Below are 23,383 nucleotides of genomic sequence, written 5' to 3' on the forward strand. Positions count from 1 at the left end.
GCCATGATGAACCATCTCCGCACCAGCCTCGTCCGGCTCAAGGATCTCCTGGCACGCCTCAAGAGCCGCCTGCTCGGTTCCGTCCTCGGTGTCCAGCTCCTGCAGCGCATGCCCGTGAAGTGGACCGGCGTCCCCGCGGCAACCGCGCCGGGTGGCGTTCCGGCGACGCCGTCGGCGGCGCCCGGCTTGCCTGGGGCCGACTTCGAGGCGCCTGTTCCCTCCAGCGACTATCGCCGGGTGGCCATGATCGGATACGCCGTCATCATCGGCGCCTTCGGTGTCTGTGGCGGCTGGGCGGCCATGGCCAGCATCGACAGCGCCGTGATCGCCGCGGGCGTGGTCTCGGTGGAAAGCAAGCGCCAAGTGGTCCAGCACCTGGAAGGCGGCATCGTTTCCGAGATCATGGTGAAGGACGGCCAGGAGGTGAGGCAGGGGCAGACCCTGTTCCGCCTGGACTCCACCAGCTCTCGCGCCAATTTCGAATCGGTGCGCGCGCAGCTCGATACCCTCGTGGCGATGGAAGCGCGGCTTGAGGCCGAGCGCGCCCAGGCCAAGTCCGTCACCTTCCCCCCGGAACTGATGGCGCGCGCCAGCGAGCCCACGGTGAAGGCGGCGATTGCCGACCAGGAGGCACAGTTTCGGGACCGAAAGGCCTCCATGGATGGCCAGATCGACATTCTGAACAGCCGCATCCGCCAGGGCCAGCGCGAGCTGGAGGGCTTGGCGCGCGAGCGGGATTCCGCAGATCAGCAGTTGTACTTCATCGATGACGAGCTTGCCGGCATCCGGGCCCTCAATGACAAAGGCCTCGTCTCGAAGCCTCGCCTCGCCCAGTTGCAGCGGGAAAAGGCACGGCTCGAAGGCACGGTAGGCCGCAACATGGCTGATGCAGCCAAGGCGGAAACCAGCATCGGCGAGATGCGCTTGCAGATCCAGCAACTGCTCCAAAAGCAGCAGGAGGAGGTGGCAGGACAGATTGCCGACGCGCGTCAGAAGATCGCCGACCTGCGGGAGAAGCTTTCCGTGGCGCAGAACGTGTTGAAGCGCATCGACATCCGCGCGCCCCGTGACGGCGTGGTCCAGAACATCAACCAGAAGATCTACACCGTGGGCGCCGTGGTTCGGCCTGGCGACACCATGCTTGAGATCGTGCCGCAGAATGACGAGCTGATCGTGGACGCCCAGGTGCCCACCACAGACATCGACCGCCTGCACAACGGCGTGACCGGGGTCGAGGTGCGCTTCCCGGCCTTCCACTCGCGGACTACACCGCTCATCATCGGCGAGCTGCGCACCGTGTCGCCCGACCGGCTGGTGAACGAAAGCACCCACGAGCCCTACTATCAGGCCGTCGTAGCGGTGAACTCAACGGACCTGCCCGAGGACATGAAGGCACGCCTGCGTCCCGGCATGCCGGCGGAAGTGGTGTTCACCACGGGCGAGCGGACGGTGATGAGCTACCTCACGCGACCCCTGACCGACGCGCTCCTCAAATCCTTCCGCGAGCGCTGAGGGCCCGACGCGTTGACTTGACCCGCCAGGAAGGCGAGGGTCGCCCGGACATTTGCCTGAAGCGACCCTCGTGCCAGATCCCCACACGCCCGCCTTCGATGCTCAGATCTACCGCCAGGAGAATGCGGATCTTCAGGCTTTCGCCGACGCGGCGCTGCTGCGGCACTATCTCGACCATGGCCGCACGGAGGGCCGCATCGCATCCCGCGTGCGCCAACGGGCTGACTTTCTCGCCTTGATCCCGGCCGAGCAGGACGTGCTCGAGATCGGCCCCTTCCTCAATCCCTGCCTGCGCAAGGAGGATCGCAAGGTCCTATATTTCGACGTCCTCGACCGCGACCATCTGGTGGAGCGGGCCCGCGCGCTCGTGGCGGCGGGAGCCTTCGCCCGGGAGCAAGGCGAGGCGCTGATCGCGCGCGCGCCGGTCATCGACTTCGTCCATCCCGAGGGCGATCTCGGGATCATAGATCGCACCTTCGCCCACGTCCTCAGCAGCCATTGCGCCGAGCACCAGCCGGACCTTGTGGCGCACCTCCAGAGCGTCTCGCGCCTCCTGGAGCCGGGCGGCTGCTATTTCCTTGTCCTGCCGGACCACCGTTATTGCTTCGACCACTTCCTCGCCCCAACCCGGCTCGCTGACGTACTGGCAGCCCACGTGGAAGGGCGACGCCTGCATTCGGCCCTGGAGGTGCTGGAGCATCGGCTGCTGACCACGCACAGCGACCCCACCCGCCACTGGAGCGGCGACCATGGGACGCCGCTGATGGAGGCAAGCGCGCCGGAGCAGATCCTGCACGTCCTCGAAGAGGCACGGGCAGCTCAAACCACCTATGTGGACGTCCACAGTTGGAAATTCACGCCGGACGGCTTCCGCGCCCTCGCCATCCAGCTGGAGCAGCTCGGCTTGGTGGATCTTACCGTTGCAGAGGTCTATCCGACCCTGCGAAACACCCTCGAGTTCTTCGCCGTCCTGCGGAAGGCGTGACCGCGCGGTTTGCCGCACTTGCCGTGCCCCCGAGACGGTTCCCTTCGGCGTTGACAGCTTTGGAGGCCACTCCTACGTTGCCGCCCCCAAGGTATGCTGCGCTGCGGACAACGTTGCGTCAGCGTCAAACGCGGGACATCGTCCCGCGGCCATACTTCAAGTGTCGGTCTGGGGGAGCGCGCGGTAATGAAGATTCTCGTCCCCGTAAAGCGTGTCGTCGACTACAACGTGAAGGTTCGCGTGAAATCGGACGGCACGGGGGTTGAGCTCGCCAACGTCAAGATGTCCATGAACCCCTTCGACGAGATTGCCGTCGAGGAGGCCTTGCGCCTCAAGGAGGCAGGCAAAGCCACAGAGGTCGTGGTGGTTTCCGTGGGCCCGGCTCAGGCGTCTGAGACGCTGCGCACCGCTCTCGCCATGGGCGCGGATCGTGGGATCCTGGTGAAGACCGACGTAAGCACCGAGCCACTGGCCGTTGCCAAGATCCTCAAGGCCGTGGTGGGCGAGGAAGCCCCCGGTCTGGTGATCCTGGGCAAGCAGGCCATCGACGACGATTGCAACCAGACGGGCCAGATGCTCGCCGCTCTGCTCGGCTGGGGCCAGGGCACGTTTGCCTCCAAGGTGGTCGTCGAGGATGGCGCGACCCTTGTAACCCGCGAGATCGATGGTGGCCTGCAGACCGTGAAGCTCGCCCTTCCGGCCATCGTGACCACCGACCTGCGGCTCAACGAGCCGCGCTATGCTTCGCTGCCCAACATCATGAAGGCGAAGAAAAAGCCCATCGACGAGAAGAGCCCCGAGGCCTACGGCGTTGACGTGACGCCGCGCCTGAAGGTGCTCAAGACCGCCGAACCCGCGGGCCGCAAGGCCGGCGTCAAGGTCGGCTCGGTGGCGGAACTGGTGGCGAAGCTCAAGGACGAGGCGGGGGTGATCTGATGACGACGTTGCTGCTCGCCGAACACGACAATTCCAACCTCAACGGCGCCACCGCCAAGGCCCTGACTGCCGCTGCCGCGCTCGGTGGCCCGGTGCATGTGCTGGTGGCCGGCCAGAATGTCGGTGCCGTCGCCGAAGCCGCCGCCAAGCTTTCGGGCGTCGAGAAGGTGCTGGTTGCGGACGATGCGGCCTATGCCCATCGCCTCGCAGAGCCGTATGCGGACCTGATCGTCGCGCTGGCCGGTGGCTATGACGCCATTGTCGGGCCGTCCACCACGGCGGCCAAGAATGTCCTGCCCCGCGTCGCCGCGCTGCTGGACGTGATGCAGATCTCGGACATCACCAAGGTGGTCGCGCCCGACACGTTCGAGCGACCCATCTATGCCGGCAACGCGATCCAGACCGTGCAGTCGGGCGAGGCCAAGAAGGTCATCACCGTCCGCACCGCCTCCTTCGCGGCCACCGGCGAGGGCGGTTCCGCCGCCATCGAGGCGGCCTCCACGGCCAGCGATCCCGGCCTGTCCACATTCGTGGAAGAGAGCCTGTCGGCGTCCGACCGTCCCGAACTCACCGCCGCCCGCATCATCGTGTCCGGTGGCCGGGCCGTGGGTTCCAAGGAGAAGTTCGCGGAAGTGATCGAGCCGCTGGCCGATGTGCTGGGAGCCGCCGTCGGCGCCTCCCGCGCGGCGGTGGATGCCGGCTACGCGCCGAACGACTGGCAGGTGGGCCAGACCGGCAAGGTGGTTGCGCCCGAGCTTTATGTGGCGCTGGGCATTTCCGGTGCCATCCAGCATCTGGCGGGCATGAAGGACTCCAAGGTCATCGTCGCGGTCAACAAGGACGAGGAAGCGCCTATTTTCCAGGTTGCCGATTACGGCCTGGTGGGTGATCTCTTTACCGTGGTGCCCGAGTTGAAGGCCGAATTGCAGAAGGCCAAAGGCTGACGGCGTCGCGCTGACGGAACCGGCCGGTCCCCTGGCCGGAACCCAACGGGGTCGGACACCCGGTCCGGCCTCGTCAACCAAGTGAAAGACGAGAGCAAAATGCCGCTCGAGATCAAGAAGGTGGGTGTCATCGGTGCCGGGCAGATGGGCAACGGCATCGCCCATGTCTGCGCCATTGCCGGCTACGACGTCGCCTTGCACGACGCCGATGCGGATCGCATCCGCTCAGGCCTCGCCACGATCAACGGCAACATGGCAAAGCAAGTCTCGAAGGCAACCATCTCCGAGGACGAGCGCCACGCCGCTTTGGCGCGCATTTTGCCGGCGCCGGCAATTGAGGACCTGGCGGAGTGCGATCTGGTGATCGAGTCTGCCACCGAGAAGGAAGAGACCAAGCGCAAGATTTTCGCTTCGGTCTGCCCGGTGCTGCGGCCGGACGCGCTGGTGGCCAGCAACACCTCCTCCATCTCCATCACCCGCCTCGCGGCCTCTACCGACCGACCGGAACGGTTCATCGGCATCCACTTCATGAACCCCGTTCCGCTGATGGAACTGGTGGAGCTTGTGCGCGGCATCGCCACCGATGACGACACGTTCGAAAGCTCCAAGCAGTTCGTCACCCGGCTGCACAAGACCTATGCGGTGGCCGAGGACTTCCCGGCCTTCATCGTCAACCGCATCCTGCTGCCGATGATCAACGAAGCCATCTACACCCTTTATGAGGGCGTCGGCTCGGTGGACGCCATCGACAGGGCCATGAAGCTCGGCGCCAATCATCCCATGGGGCCGCTGCAGCTGGCCGATTTCATCGGCCTCGACACCTGCTTGGCCATCATGCAGGTGCTCCATGAGGGGCTCGCCGACAGCAAGTATCGCCCCTGCCCGCTTCTCGTGAAATACGTGGAAGCCGGTTGGCTCGGGCGGAAGACCAAGCGCGGCTTCTACGACTATCGCGGCGAGAAGCCGGTTCCCACCCGCTGATAACGGACCGGAGGGCGCCTCGCACTCCGGTACTGAACGGCCCACGGCCTGTGCCCGGCTATGAGCCGGGCTGAAGCGCCGCCTTCACCAGCGCCTGGGCATCTTCGCTCGCCCATTCGGCGGGGCCGGCCAGGAAGCCCACCTCGCAACCGTTTGCATCCACCAGCAAGGTGGTGGGCAGGCCGAAACCACGCCCGGCGGCGCGCAGCGCCTGGAAGCTCTTGGTGCCAGAGTCCGCAAAGAAGCCGAGCGATTTGATCCCGATCTCCTTCAGGAAAGCCTTCGGTTTTTCCGGATCGCGCGTATCCAGGTTGATGGCCACCACTTCGAAGCGATCTCCGCCCAGGTCCTTCTGAAGGGCATCGAGAGCCGGCATCTCCTTCCGGCAGGGCACGCACCAGGTGGCCCAGAGGTTCACCAGCAGCAGCTTGCCCTCGAAATCGCGCAGGCTCATGGGCTTGCCCTCCGCATTGGCGAAGGTGAGGTCGGGGATCCGCCGCGGCTCCTGGGCCAGGGAAAGCGCGGCAATCTCGCCCCTCGCATAAGGCTTCAGGCGCTCGGCCAGGGTCACGGCGCCGGCACAATTGGGATCCTTGATGGGCGCGGCGGCATTGGCCTCGGCCTGCGCGGACGCTGACGATGCGGCTGGTGGAAGCGGCGCATTGCCCGGAAGGCCATTCATCCCGTATAGGGCAAGCGCGCCGACGAGAGCGCCGGCCAGCATCGCCCCGCCCACCAGGAGCACGGCCCCTGCCTTGCCTTTCTTGGGGGCCTCGGCATCTGGGGTGTGCGGGGCGGTCGGTTCGGTCATCAGTGGAAGGTCCGATATGAGCAACAAGATGTGGGGCGGTCGGTTCTCTACCGGCCCGGACGCCATCATGGAGGAGATCAACGCCTCCATCGGCTTCGATCAGCGTCTTTACGCTCAGGACATTGCCGGCTCCAAGGCCCATGCCGCCATGCTGGCGGCCCAAGGGATCGTGAGCGCGGAGGATGTCGAGAAGATCACGCAGGGTCTAGACACGATCCTGTCAGAGATCGAGGCCGGCCGCTTCACCTTCCGGCGCGACCTGGAAGACATCCATATGAATGTGGAGCAGCGCCTCGCCGACCTGATCGGTCCCAGCGCCGGCCGCCTGCACACCGCCCGCTCGCGCAACGACCAGGTGGCCACGGACTTCCGCCTCTATGTGCGCGACACCGTCGACGCGCTCGATGCCCAGATCGCCGACCTACAACTGGCGCTGGCCGAGAAGGCGCTGGCCCATGCCGCCACCGTCATGCCCGGCTTTACCCATTTGCAGACCGCCCAGCCGGTGACGTTCGGCCACCACCTCATGGCCTATGTGGAGATGCTCGGTCGCGATCGCGGCCGTCTCCAGGATGCGCGGACACGGCTGAACGAGTGCCCGCTGGGCGCGGCGGCGCTGGCCGGCACCTCCTTCCCCATCGACCGGGAGGCCACCGCCCGGGCGCTGGGCTTCGACCGGCCCACGGCCAATTCGCTGGATTCGGTCTCGGACCGCGACTTCGTTCTGGAGACGCTGTCGGCCGCCTCCATCTGCGCGGTGCACCTGTCCCGGTTCGCCGAGGAGGTGGTGATCTGGACCTCGCCCTCCTTCGGGCTGATCAAGCTGTCGGACAAGTTCACCACCGGCTCGTCCATCATGCCGCAGAAGCGCAACCCCGACGCCGCCGAGCTGGTGCGCGCCAAGGCGGGGCGCATCATGGGCGCGCTGACCGGCCTCCTGGTGGTGATGAAGGGCCTGCCGCTCGCCTATGCCAAGGACATGCAGGAGGACAAGGAAGGCGCGTTCGATGCCTTCTCCGCTCTGTCCCTGGTGGTGGCCGCCAGCGCCGGCATGGTGCGCGACCTGGAGCCCGACGCCAAGCGCATGAAGGCGGCGGCCGGCCAGGGCTATTCCATCGCCACGGATCTGGCCGACTGGCTGGTGCGCGGCCTCGGCATGCCCTTCCGCGAGGCGCACCATGTGACCGGACGCATCGTCGCGCTGGCCTCCTCCCGTAACGTGCCGCTGGAGCGCCTCTCCCTTGAGGAGATGCAGAGCGTGGACGGGCGCATCACCAAGGACGTGTTCGGCGTGCTGTCGGTGTCGAAGTCGGTGGCGAGCCGGGTCAGCTATGGCGGGACGGCGCCCGCCCGCGTGCGGGCGCAGGCCCGCCGGTGGCTGAAGAAGCTGGCGCCCAAGGAGGCGTGAGGCGCCTCAACGACCAGAGGCCACCCCATGGCCGAGCCGCCTGATTTCGACGACGCCTTCCGAGCAAGGCTGCTGGACCTCCTGGTCTGGCGGCGGGATGTGCGTGCCTTCCAGGCGCGACCGCTGCCGGATGGCACGCTGGAGCGGCTCGTGGGGGTCGCCACCCTCGCCCCTTCGGTCGGCCTCAGCCAGCCCTGGCGCTTCGTCGCCGTCGACAATGCCGCCCGCCGGGCCGAGGTTCGGGCGTGCTTCGAGGCGTGCAATGGGGAGGCGCTCCGGCGGCAGGATCCAGAACGGGCTTCCTCCTATGCCCGCTTGAAGCTCGCCGGCCTCGACGATGCCCCCTGCCACCTGGCAGTGTTCGCAGACCGGGACACCCTGCAGGGGCATAAGCTCGGGCGGCTGACCATGCCGGAAACCATCGACTATTCGGCCGTCATGGCGGTGCACACCCTCTGGCTCGCGGCGCGGGCCGAGGGCATCGGGGTCGGCTGGGTTTCCATACTCGATCCTGCCCGGATCGGTGAAATCCTGGATGTGCCCGCCGGCTGGCACTTCATTGGATATTTCTGCATCGGCTATCCGGTGGAGGAGAGCGACACGCCAGCCCTGGAGCGGCTCGCCTGGGAGCGTCGTCAGGCGCAGGGAGGCCTTCTGCGCCGATAGGCTTTCCGCTTCAAGGGCGTTTCTCCCACCACTTTCAGCGCGGCAGCTGGCTCGGGCTCAGGCGATCTTGAACCGGCGGAGTGACACATGGATGCATCGGCCGGCCTTCTCTTGCAGTGCGGGGCTCGCCTTTGGCGGCGCCGTCGCTATATTGGGGCTCGAATTTTGCAGGATCGCCGGACGTGCAATTGCGCCACACCCTTCCCCTGGTCGCCGCTCTCGCGCTCGCGCTTGCCGCCTGCGGCGTGAAGGGGCCGCTGGAACCGCCGCCGAATCCGCAGGCCAGCGGCACACAGGGCGCAGCCGGCCAGGCGACGCCGGCGGCTACGGGTCCAGCCCGCCCCACCGCCACCAACATGCCCAATTCACCCACCAGCGAGGCAAGGGAGGTCACGCAGGAGGGCGAGGTGGCCTGGGGGGCCAATCCGGCCGCCACCTATACCTATGTGCCGCCCAACACGCCCGGGGATTCGGTCTCCCGTCCGGCGCCCAAAGGCGGCGCCACCAACCCGGCCACGGCCAAGAAGCCCTTCTTCCTCGATTTCCTGCTCTGAGGGCGGGTTCGCTCCATGCACCATTTCGACTATCGCGACGGCCGGCTCCACGCCGAGGACGTCGACCTGGCCGCGCTCGCCACCAAGGTGGGCACGCCCTTCTATTGCTATTCCACCGCCACGCTGGAGCGGCATTATCGGGTGTTCACGCAGGCCTTTGCGGGTCGCGACGTGACCTTGTGCTACGCCCTGAAGGCCAATTCCAACCAGTCCGTCATCGCCACGCTCGCCCGCCTTGGCGCGGGCGCGGACATCGTGTCGGGCGGCGAGTTGAAGCGGGCGCTGGCCGGCGGCGTGAAGGCGGAGCGCATCGTCTTTTCCGGCGTCGGCAAGACACGGCAGGAAATGGCGGATGCGCTCGATGCCGGCATCCTGTGCTTCAACGTGGAGAGCGAGCCGGAACTGGAGGCGCTGTCCGAGGTCGCCACCAGTCTTAACGCCATGGCGCGGGTGTCGCTGCGGGTCAATCCGGACGTGGATGCCCGCACCCACGCCAAGATTTCCACCGGCAAGTCCGAGACCAAGTTCGGCATTCCCATTTCCCGCGCCCGGGAGGTCTATGAGGATGCCGCACGCCTGCCGGGCCTTCAGGTGGCCGGCATCGACATGCATATCGGCAGCCAGATCACCGATCTCGCCCCGTTCGAGAATGCCACCCTGCTGATGGCGGAGCTGGCGCGCGATCTGATGGGCAACGGCCACAAGCTGCACCATCTCGATCTCGGCGGCGGCCTCGGCGTGCCCTATGCGCCCGAAGACCCCCTGCCCCCGACGCCGGACGCCTATGCGGCGGTGGTGAACCGGGCGCTGGGCGACATCAAGCTGCCGCTGATCTTCGAGATGGGCCGCATGATCGTGGCCAATGCGGGCATTCTGGTCACCCGCGTGCTTTATGTGAAGAAGGGCGAGGGCAAGACCTTTGTCATCGTGGATGCGGCCATGAACGACCTCATCCGGCCGACACTCTATGAGGCCTATCACGACATCCTCCCCGTCCAGGCCGCCCCCGAGGGCGCGCCAAAAGCGGTGGTGGATGTGGTGGGCCCGGTCTGCGAGACCGGCGACTATCTGGCGCTGGCGCGCACCTTGCCCGACCTTCAGCCCGGCGACCTGGTGGCTGTGATGACGGCCGGCGCCTACGGCGCGGTGCAGGCCTGCACCTACAATACAAGGGCCCTGGTGCCCGAAGTGCTGGTGCGCGGCGCAGAGGCGGCCGTGGTGCGGCCCCGCCTGTCCGCGCAGGACATCATCGCCCTCGATCGCACGGCCCCCTGGCTCGGCTGAGCCGGGAGCGCCCGTCCTCCTGCTGTCGCCACTGCGTGGAACCCCGGCCACCACGACCGTGTTGGGGTTTCAGAGGAGACAGCGATGAACCATTCTGACGCGCAGCGCGAGCGGCGCCGGGCTGGCCCATCCCCTTCGCTGGCCCAGTCGGAGCCAGCGTATGGGCGGGGCACCTCCGCCGGGCGCCTGGAAGGCTATGAAGGCCTGGAGGACGTTGGCTCTGCCTCCGAATTTGAACCGTCCTGGCACCTGTGGTTTCTCATCGTGGCGGCCATGGGGGTCGCGGCAATGGTCCTGGCGGTCCTGACGTTCCAGCCGGCTTGAGCGCTCAATTGCGTGCCTGCTGCCGCAACGCTTTGAGCCGATAGAGCACCTCCAGCGCCTCGCGGGGGGTCAGCCCATCCGGATCGATGGCATCAAGGGCCTCGCGCGCCGGATCATCTTCCGGCACGGCCTCAGTCACCACCGAGACCGGCCGGCGGGCCGCCGCGAACAAGGGCAATTCGTCCACCAGCTTCTGGGCCGGCGAGGCCCGGTCCGCCGCCTCAAGTTCCGCCAGCACAGACTTCGCCCGCGCGATGACGGCCGGCGGCAGGCCGGCGAGCTTGGCCACCTGGATGCCATAGGAGCGGTCGGCCGCGCCGGGCACCACTTCGTGGAGGAAAACCACGTCGCCCTGCCACTCGGTCACCTTCACGGTGGCATTGGCCAAGCGCCGGCAGCGCTGGGAGAGCGCGGTCAATTCGTGAAAATGGGTGGCGAACAGGGCCCGGCAGCCATTGACCTCGTGCAGATGCTCAAGGCTCGCCCAGGCGATGGACATGCCGTCGAACGTGGCGGTGCCGCGCCCGATCTCGTCCAGGATTACGAGGGAGCGCGGGGTGGCCTGGTTCAAGATGGCGGCCGTTTCCACCATCTCCACCATGAAGGTGGAGCGTCCCCGCGCCAGGTCGTCAGCCGCACCCACCCGCGAGAAGAGCCGATCCACGATGCCGAGCCGAGCCGCCCGCGCCGGCACGAAGGCGCCCGCCTGGGCCAGCACTGCAATGAGGGCGTTCTGGCGCAGGAAGGTGGACTTGCCGGCCATGTTCGGACCCGTCACCAGGACGATGCGGCCCCGCGCGTCACCCTCCACCGGGGGCGAGAGGTCGCAATCATTGGCCACGAACGGCCCACCCGAGCGGGAGAGCGCCTGCTCCACCACCGGATGACGGCCGCCTTCCACCTGGAAGTCCACCGCCTCGCTCATGTGCGGACGCACATAGCGCTCGTCCACGGCGAGCTTGGCAAGGCCAGCAATCACGTCCAGTTCGGCGAGCGCCTCGGCGGCGGCGCGGATGGCGTCGGTCTGCTCCACCACGGCGGCGGCGAGGCGGTCGAAAATCTGCTGCTCCAAAGCCAGCGCCCGCTCACCGGCGCTGGCGATGCGGCTTTCCAGCTCGCCCAGCTCCACCGAAGTGAAGCGCACCGCGCCGGCCAGCGTCTGGCGATGCACGAAAGTGCCGGCGAAGGGATCCTCCCGCAGCCGGTCGGCATTCTGCGCGGTCACCTCCACGAAATAACCGAGCACCGCATTGTGCCGGATCTTGAGGGAGCGGATGCCCGTCTCCTCGCAATAGCGCTTCTCCAGCGCCGCCACCACGCGCCGGCTCTCATCCCTCAGGGCGCGGGTCTGATCGAGGTCGAAGTCGTAGCCGGGGCGGATGAAGCCGCCATCGCGGCGGTTGGGGGGCGGCTCGTCCGCGATGGCGGAGGCCAACTCCCCCGCAAGGCCCGAATCTCCCTTGGCGAGGCGGGTGGCGCAGGCCCGCAGATCGGCGGGGGCGTCGGGTGGAAAGGCGGCGGCGAGGGCGAAGCCCTCTTCCAGGCCTTGGCCGATGGCGGCGAGATCGCGCGGGCTCCCGCGTCCCAGCGAGAGGCGCGACAGGGCGCGGGCGAGATCCGGCGCGCGGGCGAGGCGCTGGCGCAAGGCCGCCGTGAGGCCGGTATCCTCCACCAGGAATTCCACCGCGTCATGCCGGTCGCGGATGGCGGCAAGGTCGGTGAGCGGCTCGCCGATGCGCCGGGCCAGGAGACGGGCACCGGCGGCGGTCACGGTGCGGTCGACGGCCGCCAGCAGAGAGCCGCGCCGCTCGCCGGACGTGGTGCGGGTCAGTTCCAGATTGGTGCGGGTGCCGGCATCGATGAGCATGGACCCGCCATCGGCCTCGCGGCTGGGCGGGGCAAGCGCCGGGCGAGCGCCCAGTTGGGTGCGCTCCACATAGGCGACGATGGCGGCGGCGGCGATCAGTTCGGCGCGGGTGAAGGTGCCGAAGGCCTCCAGGGTCTTCACAGCGAAGAAGGCGGCGAGGCGATGCTCGGCCCCGGCCCCCTCGAAGCTCTGGCGCGGGAGCGGCGTGACCGCCGGCAATTCGCGCCACAGCTCGCGCAATTCGCCATCCTCGAACAGGGCATCGGAGACCAGCACCTCGGCCGGGTCGATGCGGGCGATATCGGCCGCCAGCTGCTCCTTGCGGCTCGCCGCCACACGGAAGGTGCCGGTGGACACGTCGGTGAAGGCGAGGCCGTAGGCATGCTCGTCCTCCCCGCCCGCCCGGGTGCGGGCCACCGCCAGGAGGACATTCTCGCGCTTGGCATCCAGCAGCGCATCCTCGGTAAGGGTTCCCGGGGTCACGAGGCGCGTCACGTCGCGCCGCACCACCGCCTTGGCGCCGCGCTTGCGCGCCTCGGCGGGGTCTTCCAACTGCTCGCACACCGCCACCCGGAAGCCCAGGGCGATGAGCTTGTGGAGATATTCATCCGAGCGGGAGATGGGCACGCCGCACATGGGGATGTCCTCGCCCATATGCTTGCCGCGCTTGGTGAGCACGATGCCGAGCGCCTGGGACGCCTTCTCGGCATCCTCGAAGAACAGCTCGTAGAAATCGCCCATCCGGTAGAAGAGCAGGCAGTCCGGATTGGCCGCCTTGATCTCGATATATTGGGCCATGACCGGCGTCACGCGGCCCTCGTCGGCGCGGGCGGTGGCGGGCGGGGCGCCAGCGGCCGGAGGGGCATCGTCCGGTGTGGCGTCCGGGGCGTCTGTGAGGTCGGCGGCCTGTGGGATCATGGCCGAAAGCTAACGGGGCGGGAGCGCCCTGTCAGCGCCGCCCGCCCCGTGTTCGACAGGAAAGTGCGCCGGCCGCCGCGGCCGGCGCACGGCCAGGTCAGAAAATCTGGAGCAGCAGGACGTAGATGCCGCCCGCCAGGACGATGGCGGCGGGAAGGGTGAGCACCCAGGCCATGGCGAGGTTGCGCACGGTGGACCATTGCAGGCCCGAATGATTGGCCGCCATGGTGCCAGCAACGCCCGAAGACAGGACGTGGGTGGTGGAGACCGGCAGGCCGTAATGGTCGGCCGCCAGGATGGTGCCCATGGCCACAAGCTCGGCCGCCCCACCCTGCGCATAGGTCAGGTGGGACTTGCCGATCTTCTCGCCCACCGTCACCACGATGCGCTTCCAGCCCACCATGGTGCCGAGGCCCAGCGCGATGGCCACCGCCACCTTCACCCAGAGCGGGATGAACTTGGTGGCCTCGTCCAGCGAGCGCTTGAAGGCGATGAGGTTCTGGGTGGTCTGCGCATCGAAGCTCGGGGCCTGCATGCGCTGCATGATGGCGATGGTCTCGGACGCCAGATACATGTCATTGCGCATGTTCGGCACCGCCGCCGCAGGCACCTGCGAGAGCGAATTGTGGGTCGCCACCAGCTGCGCAATCTCGCCTGCCACCGCGGCCAGCGCCGGCACGGTGTCCGGCTGCACCTTGCGGTCGCCCACGAAGGTGGTGAGCACGGCGCGCGGATCCGCCACGGGGGCTGCGCCCGGCTGGCTCGCCAGCAGCGAGACCTGGGTCGCCTGCGCCAAAGCGCGGAACTGGGCCACATCCGCCGGGTCCACCGCGCGGTTGAGCGCATAGGCGGTGGGCACGATGCCGATCAGGATCAGCATGATGAGGCCCATGCCCTTCTGGCCATCATTGGAGCCGTGGGCGAAGGACACGCCGGTGCAGGTGACCACCAGAAGGCCGCGGATCCACCATGGCGGGGCATGGTTTTCCTTCGGCGCGCGATAAAGGGCAGGGTTTTTCACCAGGACCTTCATGGTGACCAGCAGCAGGCCCGCCGCGACGAAGCCCACCACCGGCGACAAGAGGAGGGAATAGCCCACATTGGCGGCCTGCCCCCAATCCACCCCGGCGGTGCCGTCGGCGGTGTGCATGAGCTGGTTGGCGAGGCCCACCCCGATGATGGAGCCGATGAGGGTGTGGGAGGAGGAGGCAGGCAAGCCCAGATACCAGGTGCCGAGATTCCAAAGAATGGCCGCCACCAGCAGCGAGAACACCATGGCCATGCCGGCGCTGGAGCCCACATTCAGGATCAGCTCCACAGGCAGCAGCGAGATGATGCCGAAGGCCACCGCGCCCGAGGAGACCAGCACGCCAATGAAGTTCCAGCAGCCCGACCAGACCACGGCGAAATGGGCCGGCAGGCTGTTGGTATAGATGACGGTGGCCACCGCATTGGCGGTGTCGTGGAAGCCGTTGACGAACTCGAAGCCGAGCGCGATCAGCAGGGCGAGGAACAGCAGCAGGAAAGGCGCGAAGGTGAGCACGCCCACATCCGCCCGCTGGATGTCCGACCAGATGGACCAGGCCACATAGGCAAGTCCTCCCAGCAGGACGGCGAAGAAGATGAAGACTTCGCGCAGGCTCTGCTCCCGCTCGAAGCGGGCACCTGGCTTGGGAGAATGGGCGGTCGATTTGTGACCCGCCCCATGAGTTGCACTATGCGCCACGTAGCCCCCCTCGGCACCCGGCCAGCCATATGATCGGGCCATGCTTGGCTCAAGGTGGTGACGCCCAAATGACGTCGGGCAAGCTGTCGCGGCGACGTGGCGGGCGTGGTCAAGTCAGGGCGGCCAGCGCTCCAACCCGGCTCGGCCCCCGCCACGCTCATCCGCCGCTCCTCGGAGCGGGTCCGGCTTCACTCCAGGCCGAGCTTGCGGCACAAAAGGTCCAGCTGGTCGAGGTCGGAATAGCGGATGCGCAATTCACCCCCCTCCCCCTTGGTCTGGAGCTGCACCTTCAGCCCCAGGGCCTCGGCGAGGCGGCGCTCCACCGCGCGGGTGTCGGCATCCTTCTCGGCGGGACGGGAGGCGCTGGCCACGGCGGTCTTCACCTTGGCGAGGGCCTCAACGTCGCGCACATTGAGGCCCTTCTCCACCACCTCGCGGGCGATGCGGGCGGGATCGTCATGGGTCAGCAGCGCGCGGGCATGGCCGGCGGTGAGGCGGCCGTCTGCCACATAGGTCTTCACCTGCTCGGGCAGCTTCATGAGGCGCAGCGTGTTGGCGATGTGGCTGCGGCTCTTGCCGATGACCTTGGAGAGGTCCTGCTGGGTATAGGAAAACTCGGCCATCAGGGCCTCGTAGCCCTGGGCTTCTTCCAGCGGGTTGAGGTCGGAGCGCTGCACATTCTCGATGATGGCGACTTCCAGCGCCTCCCGGTCGTTCAGCTCCACCACCACCACGGGCACCTCGTGGAGCGCGGCCCGCTGGGCGGCGCGCCAGCGGCGCTCGCCGGCGACGATCTCGAACGCGTTCGGGCCGATGGTGCGGACCACGATCGGCTGGATGATGCCCTTTTCCTTCACCGAGGCGGTCAGATCCTCCAGCCCCTCCTCCAGAAAGGTGCGGCGCGGATTGCGCGGGCTGGGGCGGACGAACTCGATCGGCACCTTGCGCACGCCGGCGCCCTTCTGCACCGGGGCGGGGCGGGCATCGTCGCCGCCCATGTCGCCGATCAGTGCCGCCAATCCCCGCCCGAGCCGCGAGCGGCCTTCTTCCGCCATGTTGAGGGTCCCTCTCCTGCCGCGGCCGAAACCGCCGCCATCCCGTTCAAGTCAAAGAGCGAAGGCGGCCTCAGGCCGCCACCGCCCGCGCCGCCCGCTCGCGCTGGATCACTTCCGAGGCGAGCCGCAGATAGGCCTGCGAGCCCGCGCATTTCAGGTCATAGAGCAGCACCGGCTTGCCATAGGACGGCGCCTCCGAGACCCGCACATTGCGCGGGATGACCGTCTCATAGACCTTGTCGCCCATGAATTGCCGGACATCCTGCATCACCTGGTCGGACAGGTTGTTGCGGGCATCATACATGGTCAGCACGATGCCGTGGATAATCAGCTCCGGATTGAGCGCGCCGCGCACCTGCTCCACGGTCTTCAGCAATTGGGAGAGGCCCTCCAGGGCAAAGAATTCGCACTGGAGCGGCACCAATATGGCGTGGGCCGCCGCCATGGCGTTCACCGTGATGAGCGACAAGGAGGGCGGGCAGTCGATCAGCACATAGGAAAAGCGCGGGCCGTTCGCATCCTCGGCCAGCGCCTTGAGGGCATTGCGCAGGCGGAAGGCGCGGTCGCGCTCGCTGGCGATCTCCAGTTCGAGGCCCGACAGGTCCAGGGTCGAGGGCGCCACATAAAGCGAGGGCACGCCCGTCTCCTGCACGGTCTCGCGCAAGGTGGCCTCGCCGCACAGGACGTCATAGGTGGACAGGCGCCGGCGCGAGCGCTCGATGCCGAGGCCCGTGGAGGCATTGCCCTGGGGGTCCAGGTCCACCACCAGCACGGTCTCGCCGATGGCAGCGAGGGCGGTGCCCAGATTGATGGCTGTCGTGGTCTTGCCCACTCCGCCCTTCTGGTTTGCGAGGGCAAGAATGCGCGGCGTGACGCCTCCGGTGATGGGGGCGGTGGACGGATGATCAGTCATGTGGCGCGTTTCCGCATGATGCCGCCCCGGCGGCCGAAATGGCGGATGGGGGCGTAGAGGCCGCTTTCTCCAGATGCCGTACCAGGAGGATGCGTCCCTCGGACTCGACCCGGCTCGGCTGGAGCTCGACGTCGAGTGTCCAGTCTTTGCGCGCCTCGGTCAATTCGCGCTCCCAATCGCGGCCTTTGGGAAAGAGGCCCACAGCCCCCGCGGCGAAAAAGGGTTCGGACAGTTCCAAAAGCTTGGGCAAGGGCGCGAGCGCGCGGGCGGAGACCACCTGGCAGCCGGGCGCAAGCGCCTGCGCCACCTTCTCAATCCGCTGCGGATGGACGGTGACGGGCAGGTCCGCCTGGCGGCTGGCTTCCCGCAGGAAGGCCGCCTTGCGGGTGTCGCTCTCCACCAGTTCCACATGGGCAGAGTCCCGCTCGGCCAGCACCGCTGCGACCACAAGGCCGGGGAATCCGCCGCCGGAGCCGAGGTCGGTCCAGGCGGAAACAGAGGACGGAACAAGGGAAACGAGCTGGAGCGAATCGGCGATGTGGCGGCGCCAGAGGTCCGGCACCGTGGCGGGCGCGACGAGATTTATCGTTTTCTGCCATTTGGTTAGCAGGTCCGCGAGGATGTCGAGCCGGGCCAATGTTTCACGTGAAACGTTCCCCGCCACCTCGTCCCGCCCGCTCAAAACCCGCTCTTTGCCCGCCATGACATGCTCCGAACTGGCCCGGAGGATCGCAGATCACGGCTTAAAGATCGACCCTCCGCGCCCTTGTTCCTCCGCGCCGCCGCGCGGAGGCCAGCTAACGGTTACCGTCCCCAGGATTCACAAAAGATGTCCTACCCCTCCACCGCCCGCGCCGCCGCCCCCTGCCGCCGGGCATAGGTGACGAGCAAGGCGAGGGCCGCCGGCGTCATGCCCTCCATGCGGCCCGCCTGCCCCACCGTGCGGGGGCGGACGCGGGCGAGCTTCTGCTTCAGCTCGTTGGAGAGGCCCGGCAGGTCGGTGTAGGTCAAATCATCCGGCAGGATCAGGCTCTCGTCGCGGCGCAGCGTGGCGATGTCCGCCGCCTGACGATCCAGATAAACAGCATATTTGGCGTCCGTCTCCAATTGCGCGGCGATGGGCGCGGGGATGGCGGAGAGTTCCGGCCAGATGCGGGCCAGGCGCGCCAGATCCGTGTCGGGATAGGCAAGCAGGTCGGAGGCGGTGCGGCGCTGGCCGTCCTTGTTGAGGACGAGGCCATGGGCCGCCGCCTCATTGGGGGTGAGCGACAAGGAAAGAGCCTGCGCCCGCGCCGCCTCCAGCGCCGCCATGCGGGCCTCGAACACGGCGCGGCGCTTTTCGCCCACGAGGCCGAGCGCCAGGCCGCGCGGGGTCAGGCGCTGATCCGCATTGTCGGCGCGCAACGTCAGGCGATATTCAGCCCGCGAGGTGAACATGCGATAGGGCTCGGTGACGCCGCGGGTGACGAGATCGTCCACCATGACGCCGAGATACCCTTCCGCCCGGTCGATCACGATCCCCTCCCCGCCCCCGGCGCGGCGGGCGGCGTTGAGGCCGGCGATGAGCCCCTGGGCGGCGGCTTCCTCATAGCCCGTGGTGCCGTTGATCTGGCCGGCCAGGAACAGGCCGGGCGCGCGCTTCACCTCCAGGGTGGCGGCAAGCTCGCGCGGGTCCACATGGTCATATTCGATGGCATAGCCCGGCCGCTTCACCCGCACCTGTTCCAGGCCCGGAATGGTGGCGAGGAACAGATGCTGCACCTCCTCCGGCAGGGAGGTGGACATGCCGTTGGGATAGATGGTGTCGTCGTCGAGCCCTTCCGGCTCCAGGAAGATCTGGTGGCCGTCCCGGTCGCCGAAGCGCACCACCTTGTCCTCGATGGACGGGCAATAACGCGGCCCGGTGCTCTCGATGCGGCCGGAATACATGGCCGAGCGGGAAAGATTGGCGCGGATCACATCATGGGTGGCGGTGGTGGTGCGGGTGATGCCGCATTCCACCTGGGGATTGGGCAGATGGGTTGTGAGCGCGGAGAAGGGCTCGGGGTCCTCGTCCCCCGGCTGCATCTCCAGGCTGGCCCAGTCGATAGAGGTGCCATCGAGGCGGGGCGGCGTGCCGGTCTTGAGCCGACCAAGGGACAATCCCAGCCGCGCCAATGCATGGGAAAGGCCCAGCGCCGGCTTCTCGCCGATGCGGCCGGCGGGGATCTGCACCTCGCCCATATGGATGAGGCCATTGAGGAAGGTGCCGGTGGTCAGCACCACCGCCCCGCAGGCATAGCTGCGCCCATCCGCCAGGATGAGGCCGGTGACGCGCCCCTCGGTGACAATGAGGTCGTCCGCCTCCCCTTCCAGGATGGTGAGGTTTCCCTCCTCGGCGAGCGCTGCCTGCATGGCACGGGCATAGAGCTTGCGGTCCGCCTGGGCGCGGGGGCCGCGCACGGCCGGGCCCTTTCGGCGGTTGAGGAGACGGAACTGGATGCCGCCCTGGTCCGCCACCCGGCCCATGAGGCCGTCGAGCGCATCCACCTCGCGCACCAGATGCCCCTTGCCGAGCCCGCCAATGGCCGGATTGCAGGACATGGCGCCGATGGTGGCGGCGGAATGGGTGACAAGCGCCGTGCGCGCGCCGAGCCGCGCGGCCGCCGCCGCCGCCTCGCACCCCGCATGGCCACCGCCCACCACCATCACGTCGAACATCATCGCAGCTCCCATGGAGCGCCGTCCCTTCCGCCTTCCGCCACGCGCCGCCCCTTGGGACGCATGGCTTTTCATCGCTTGCGGGAGGAGGAAACCCAGTTTCGCGGCGCGGTCAAGGCGGCAATCCCCCGTCCGCCGCACGAACGCGGGGCGGCAGCGCCGCCATTGAAAGACTTCATAACAAAACCATGTCGTGACCAAGAAGAGCGGAGTGCGTCCATCTCCCCTTCTTCACCGCCCCTGGGGCATATCCCGTCATTTTGGCGAAAACGAAAGTCCCCGAAAGAAGACATCTTGTCTTCTCCATGCTTTTGTCTTGAGAGCGTTGGGAAGTTGCCCCATTCTGGCGCAAGAAGACGGGCCATTCGATGAGGCGTCCGCAAGCCGCCGCCCAAAGCTGGAGAGCGCGACCATGACCACCGATCCCAATGGCCTCTCCGCGCAAGGCGCCCCCGGTGTTCAGACGCAGGCCGACACCGCATCCGACGGCCGGCCCCTCACCGCAGAGGAAGGCGCGGACGTGGCGGGGGGCTTTCCCATCAACCCGAAGGTCTTTCCCGAGGCCCAGCGCGCACCCATCATGCGCCTGAATGGGTGGGACGCGGACCACGGGAAGAAGAAATAGCCACCTCATGAGTGGGCTCTTCCGCTGAGCCCTCCCCAATTCCGGACACGCGATCCCAATCGCCCTCCTTGTTCTGAAGGAAGCAGCCATGACCCAACTTGCACGGGCCCACCCTCCCCTCTCCGGCGCACCCAACGCCGCAGCCGACGCGACCCCACTCTCGCCAGAGCAGCAGGAACGTGTGGTCGCCGGCCAACTCACCGTCATCTGGGGCGCGAACGACGAGCAAGCCGACAAGGTGGCGCGCGCGAGCGAAAAGCAGTGGCAGAGCATCAAGGCCTGGTTCAGCAACCTGTTCTGAGTTGCACCTCGCCTCCCGACAGAGCCCCCGGAGGGGCATAAGGACCCCTTTCCCAAGGAAGCGAACCCACGGCCCAGACCAGGCACACGAATCCAGATCTCGCACCCCGCCCCCTGACCTCCGAGCAGGAGGCCCAGGTCAGCGGTGGTGTCCTGATCAATCATGGCCCCCGCACGCCGGAACAGCGCGAGCGCGACAAGGCCGACCGGCAAGAGCGCCAGGATGCCTGGCAGGGCATCAAGACCTGGTTCGGCAATTTGTTCTGAGCGACAGGGGGTACACCCTGCGAACGGGAAACCGGTTCGCGTGAGGGCAACGCGTGAACAGGAGCCGGCCGCCCCGCCTTGGGACGCGCAACGGGCGAGCCCAGCCCGCCACGCTCCTTTCTGACGGCCGGTTTTCTTAAGGCCCGCTCTCTTACGGCCAAGTCCCCGCTCTCGACGGGTGAAAGGCGCCGCCTTAATGTCCTACCGCAGCCGGCCTGTGCCGGCAGACGGGGGCGGATGATGAGCGGCAGACAGGCGAATGGCCGGCGGACGGCCGGTTGTGGGATCAAGGCACCGGCGCGCGGGCGCCTCTCCCGGGGGCTCGCCTTTGGCGCGGCACTGACGGTGTCCGCCAGCCTTGGCTTCCTGCCCCCTGCCCAGGCGCAGGAAAAGACCACCTCCCCCGCAACAGCGCCCGTCACCGCCCGCGCCATCTTCCTGCCCGATGCTCCGCTGCGCGATCTGGTGCGCCCCATCTTCCCCGTCGATAGCGGGCTGGTGGACGAGATCCGCGTGGAGATGGACGAGCTGGTGAAGAAGGGGCAGGTGCTCCTGACCCTTCGCTCGCCCGAGGTGGAGCGCAAGATCGCCGCGGCCCGCGCGACGCTGGCCCAGCGGGAGGCCTATCTCCAGACCCTCACCAAGGCGGTGGACGAGCTGGACAGCGCCGTGCGGAAGGCGGAAGCCACCCGCCGCACCCAGGTTGAGGAGGCGCTCGCCATCCTGCGCAAGCAGAAGGAGGAGTTCGCCGCCTTCGTCGAAGCCCGCAACAAGCTGCTGGCCAAGGGCCACGAGACCAATCTCTCCAATTACGAGTTCCGCACCCGCTACGACCAGATGATCCTGGACATCAACCGCCTCCAGGTGGATCTGGCGGAAAGCCAGATGAAGACGGCGGATACCCGCGAGGGCCAGGTGCTGGACCTGATCCGCGCGCGCGACCAGGTGGACCAGGAAGCCACCCGGCTTGCCACGCTGGAGCGGCAGTATGAGGAGATGAAGGACGTTCGTGCCCCGCGCGACGGGCAGGTCAATTCCCTCTATATCTCCATCGGCGCCGCCGTCACCCCCCGCGACGTGCTGTTGACCCTCTCCAATACGGCGCCGACGCTGAACGTCTATGCCCTGGTGGACGCGCAGGACGCGCCCCTCGTGCGCACGGGCATGACCGCCGAGGTAGTCCCCGCCCATGCCCATTTGCCCGCGCCGCTCCGGGCGAAGGTGACCCAGATCTCGGCGACGCCGCTCGCCCGCAAGGAGATCGAGACCCTCCTGTTTGACGCCGACCTCACCGCCTATCTGAGCGGCGGCCGGGCGGTCTATCTGGTGGTGCTGCGGCCTGAGCCGCCCGTTGCCGCCGGCGCAAGCGATGCCATTGCCTCCGGTGTGGTGGCGCGGGTGACTTTCCCACCCCGGTGAGAATGTTTCACGTGAAACATGGTCCGCACCAGCGGGCATAAAAAAGGGCCGGTCATGCCGGCCCTTTTTCGTTGTGCTCTCCCCTGCCCTATTCCGCCGGCTGGACGCGCACCCGGCGCGGCAGGAGGCGCCGGCCCATCCGCTGGCCCGGCTGCTCCACCAGGAAAAAGGTGGCACTGGCCAGCGCCACAGTGGCGGCGATAACGAGGACCGCCTTGGGCAAGGGCGCCGCCGGCAGCAGACCTGCCCCACCCAGGACACCGAGCACCGCCGGGTGGCCGAGATAGATGGAGAAGCTGATCAGCCCCAGATACTGGGAGACGGGATTTCCCAAGAGCGCGTTCATCAGCGGCGCCCGCCGGCTGCCCAGAGCGACCATCGCAAAGGCGGCCAGCGAAAAGGCCAGGAACTCCGCCTTCAGCGCGCCCACCTGCACGCCGGGAATGAAGGCCACGCCGACCATGGCCGCGAGGCCGCCAAGCAACGCTCCATCCCCCGCCCAGCCCGGCGCCTTCAGCACCTCCCGCAGGCGGAAGGCCGCCAGGCCCAGCGCGAAGCAGAAGGCATAGGGGATGGGGCTCCAGATGAAGGCAAGGCCCGCATAGTCCCGCGGCACGGGCAGCCAGTTCAGGTGCGACAGGCCCAGCCGATAAATGGCAAACCCCGTTGCCACCACCAGCGCCACCCGCAGGAGCGTCCGCGCCCAGACGAGCACCAGGGGCAGCACGAGATAATAGGCCATCTCGATGGGCAGCGACCATTCCGCCTCGATGAGCGAATTGGCGATGCGATAATCCAGGAAGCTCAGGAAGCTCACATGCATGAGCACGTTGTAGAGATCTGCAGGGGCATGAAACACCGCCGCCCATCCGGAAGGCGGCACGAGCCCCGCCGCGACGATGGCGATCCAGGCGTAATAAAGTGGGGCGATGCGCCAGAAGCGCCGGGCGAGATAATCGCCATAGGAGGGCGCCGCCAGATAGGAGGCGCTGACGCTGAAGCCGGAAATGACGAAGAAGACATAGACGCCCCCGCGTCCCGCCATCTCCACCCATGTGGCACCCGCTGGCCCCAACTCCTTCAGCCCGGCGCCGCCCGCATGGAGCAGCACCACGGCCAGGGCCGCGAAGGCCCGCAGACCCGTGATGAAACGGGTCTCTCCGTAATCCTTGATCATGTCACTCTTCC

Annotated in this window: 21 protein-coding genes; 13 read left to right on the top strand and 8 right to left on the bottom strand. The window is 67.6% G+C overall.

Annotation, left to right across the window (positions count from 1 at the left end; all coding sequences use genetic code 11):
- Nucleotides 1-3: 3 nt before the first annotated feature.
- The 5 genes from J5J86_RS07800 to J5J86_RS07820 all read left to right on the top strand — a co-directional run bounded on the left by J5J86_RS07800 (nt 4) and on the right by J5J86_RS07820 (nt 5,358).
- Nucleotides 4-1,512, top strand: coding sequence for an HlyD family type I secretion periplasmic adaptor subunit (locus J5J86_RS07800; protein ID WP_209104327.1), 1,509 nt, complete (start codon nt 4-6; stop codon nt 1,510-1,512).
- 70 nt (nt 1,513-1,582) lie between these two features.
- Nucleotides 1,583-2,497: a methyltransferase domain-containing protein gene (locus tag J5J86_RS07805; RefSeq protein WP_209104328.1), complete on the top strand. Its 915-nt coding sequence runs from the start codon at nt 1,583-1,585 to the stop codon at nt 2,495-2,497.
- 186 nt (nt 2,498-2,683) lie between these two features.
- Complete coding sequence (locus J5J86_RS07810) at nt 2,684-3,433, top strand: electron transfer flavoprotein subunit beta/FixA family protein (protein WP_209104329.1); 750 nt, start codon at nt 2,684-2,686, stop codon at nt 3,431-3,433.
- Nucleotides 3,433-4,377 (top strand): electron transfer flavoprotein subunit alpha/FixB family protein, encoded by a 945-nt coding sequence (locus tag J5J86_RS07815; protein WP_209104330.1) that lies wholly within the window; start codon nt 3,433-3,435, stop codon nt 4,375-4,377. The genes J5J86_RS07810 and J5J86_RS07815 overlap by 1 nt, the downstream gene beginning before the upstream one ends.
- 99 nt (nt 4,378-4,476) lie before the next feature.
- On the top strand, nt 4,477-5,358 hold the full coding sequence (locus tag J5J86_RS07820) for a 3-hydroxybutyryl-CoA dehydrogenase (RefSeq protein ID WP_209104331.1): 882 nt from the start codon (nt 4,477-4,479) through the stop codon (nt 5,356-5,358).
- Between the two features lie 58 nt (nt 5,359-5,416).
- Here J5J86_RS07820 and tlpA read toward each other — a convergent pair whose 3' ends face one another.
- Nucleotides 5,417-6,169 carry a thiol:disulfide interchange protein TlpA gene (gene tlpA / locus J5J86_RS07825; protein WP_247658222.1) on the bottom strand — a complete coding sequence of 251 codons (753 nt, stop codon included), beginning with the start codon at nt 6,167-6,169 and terminating at the stop codon, nt 5,417-5,419.
- A 16-nt stretch (nt 6,170-6,185) separates the two neighbouring features.
- Here tlpA and argH point away from each other — a divergent pair, with 16 nt between their 5' ends.
- The 5 genes from argH to J5J86_RS07850 all read left to right on the top strand — a co-directional run bounded on the left by argH (nt 6,186) and on the right by J5J86_RS07850 (nt 10,405).
- On the top strand, nt 6,186-7,577 hold the full coding sequence (argH, locus tag J5J86_RS07830) for an argininosuccinate lyase (RefSeq protein WP_209104333.1): 1,392 nt from the start codon (nt 6,186-6,188) through the stop codon (nt 7,575-7,577).
- A gap of 27 nt (nt 7,578-7,604) precedes the next feature.
- The gene (bluB, locus tag J5J86_RS07835) at nt 7,605-8,243 is read left to right on the top strand and encodes a 5,6-dimethylbenzimidazole synthase (protein WP_209104334.1); all 639 of its coding nucleotides are present in this window, start codon (nt 7,605-7,607) and stop codon (nt 8,241-8,243) included.
- 182 nt (nt 8,244-8,425) lie between these two features.
- Nucleotides 8,426-8,797: an LPS translocon maturation chaperone LptM gene (lptM, locus tag J5J86_RS24420; RefSeq protein WP_247658224.1), complete on the top strand. Its 372-nt coding sequence runs from the start codon at nt 8,426-8,428 to the stop codon at nt 8,795-8,797.
- A 15-nt stretch (nt 8,798-8,812) separates the two neighbouring features.
- Nucleotides 8,813-10,081 (top strand): diaminopimelate decarboxylase, encoded by a 1,269-nt coding sequence (lysA, locus tag J5J86_RS07845; protein WP_209104335.1) that lies wholly within the window; start codon nt 8,813-8,815, stop codon nt 10,079-10,081.
- Between the two features lie 84 nt (nt 10,082-10,165).
- The gene (locus J5J86_RS07850) at nt 10,166-10,405 is read left to right on the top strand and encodes a hypothetical protein (protein ID WP_209104336.1); all 240 of its coding nucleotides are present in this window, start codon (nt 10,166-10,168) and stop codon (nt 10,403-10,405) included.
- A gap of 4 nt (nt 10,406-10,409) precedes the next feature.
- On the opposite strand, the gene mutS is transcribed toward J5J86_RS07850, so the two are convergent.
- From mutS to mnmG, 6 genes are all read right to left on the bottom strand, one after another.
- Nucleotides 10,410-13,190, bottom strand: a complete 2,781-nt coding sequence (mutS, locus tag J5J86_RS07855; protein ID WP_209104337.1) for a DNA mismatch repair protein MutS — start codon at nt 13,188-13,190, stop codon at nt 10,410-10,412.
- A 97-nt stretch (nt 13,191-13,287) separates the two neighbouring features.
- Nucleotides 13,288-14,958, bottom strand: coding sequence for an inorganic phosphate transporter (locus J5J86_RS07860; RefSeq protein ID WP_209104338.1), 1,671 nt, complete (start codon nt 14,956-14,958; stop codon nt 13,288-13,290).
- 146 nt (nt 14,959-15,104) lie between these two features.
- Nucleotides 15,105-15,971 (bottom strand): ParB/RepB/Spo0J family partition protein, encoded by an 867-nt coding sequence (locus J5J86_RS07865; RefSeq protein ID WP_209104339.1) that lies wholly within the window; start codon nt 15,969-15,971, stop codon nt 15,105-15,107.
- Between the two features lie 70 nt (nt 15,972-16,041).
- Nucleotides 16,042-16,884, bottom strand: coding sequence for a ParA family protein (locus J5J86_RS07870; RefSeq protein WP_209104340.1), 843 nt, complete (start codon nt 16,882-16,884; stop codon nt 16,042-16,044).
- Nucleotides 16,877-17,587: a 16S rRNA (guanine(527)-N(7))-methyltransferase RsmG gene (gene rsmG / locus J5J86_RS07875; protein WP_209104341.1), complete on the bottom strand. Its 711-nt coding sequence runs from the start codon at nt 17,585-17,587 to the stop codon at nt 16,877-16,879. Before rsmG ends, J5J86_RS07870 begins: the two co-directional genes overlap by 8 nt.
- A gap of 131 nt (nt 17,588-17,718) precedes the next feature.
- Nucleotides 17,719-19,599 carry a tRNA uridine-5-carboxymethylaminomethyl(34) synthesis enzyme MnmG gene (gene mnmG, locus J5J86_RS07880; RefSeq protein WP_209104342.1) on the bottom strand — a complete coding sequence of 627 codons (1,881 nt, stop codon included), beginning with the start codon at nt 19,597-19,599 and terminating at the stop codon, nt 17,719-17,721.
- Nucleotides 19,600-19,996: 397 nt separating this feature from the next.
- Between mnmG and J5J86_RS07885 the strand changes: the two genes are divergently transcribed.
- The 3 genes from J5J86_RS07885 to J5J86_RS07895 all read left to right on the top strand — a co-directional run bounded on the left by J5J86_RS07885 (nt 19,997) and on the right by J5J86_RS07895 (nt 22,195).
- A complete protein-coding gene (locus tag J5J86_RS07885; RefSeq protein ID WP_209104343.1) occupies nt 19,997-20,209 on the top strand; it encodes a hypothetical protein in 213 nt (70 codons plus the stop codon).
- 88 nt (nt 20,210-20,297) lie between these two features.
- Nucleotides 20,298-20,510: a hypothetical protein gene (locus J5J86_RS07890; RefSeq protein ID WP_209104344.1), complete on the top strand. Its 213-nt coding sequence runs from the start codon at nt 20,298-20,300 to the stop codon at nt 20,508-20,510.
- A 506-nt stretch (nt 20,511-21,016) separates the two neighbouring features.
- Nucleotides 21,017-22,195: an HlyD family secretion protein gene (locus tag J5J86_RS07895; protein ID WP_209104345.1), complete on the top strand. Its 1,179-nt coding sequence runs from the start codon at nt 21,017-21,019 to the stop codon at nt 22,193-22,195.
- Nucleotides 22,196-22,283: 88 nt separating this feature from the next.
- Here the strand turns inward: J5J86_RS07895 and J5J86_RS07900 are convergent, their stop codons facing one another.
- Nucleotides 22,284-23,372, bottom strand: coding sequence for an acyltransferase family protein (locus J5J86_RS07900; RefSeq protein ID WP_209104346.1), 1,089 nt, complete (start codon nt 23,370-23,372; stop codon nt 22,284-22,286).
- Nucleotides 23,373-23,383 lie beyond the last annotated feature (11 nt).

It is taken from the genome of Aquabacter sp. L1I39, assembly GCF_017742835.1.
In the GTDB taxonomy this organism is placed as follows: Bacteria; Pseudomonadota; Alphaproteobacteria; order Rhizobiales; family Xanthobacteraceae; genus L1I39.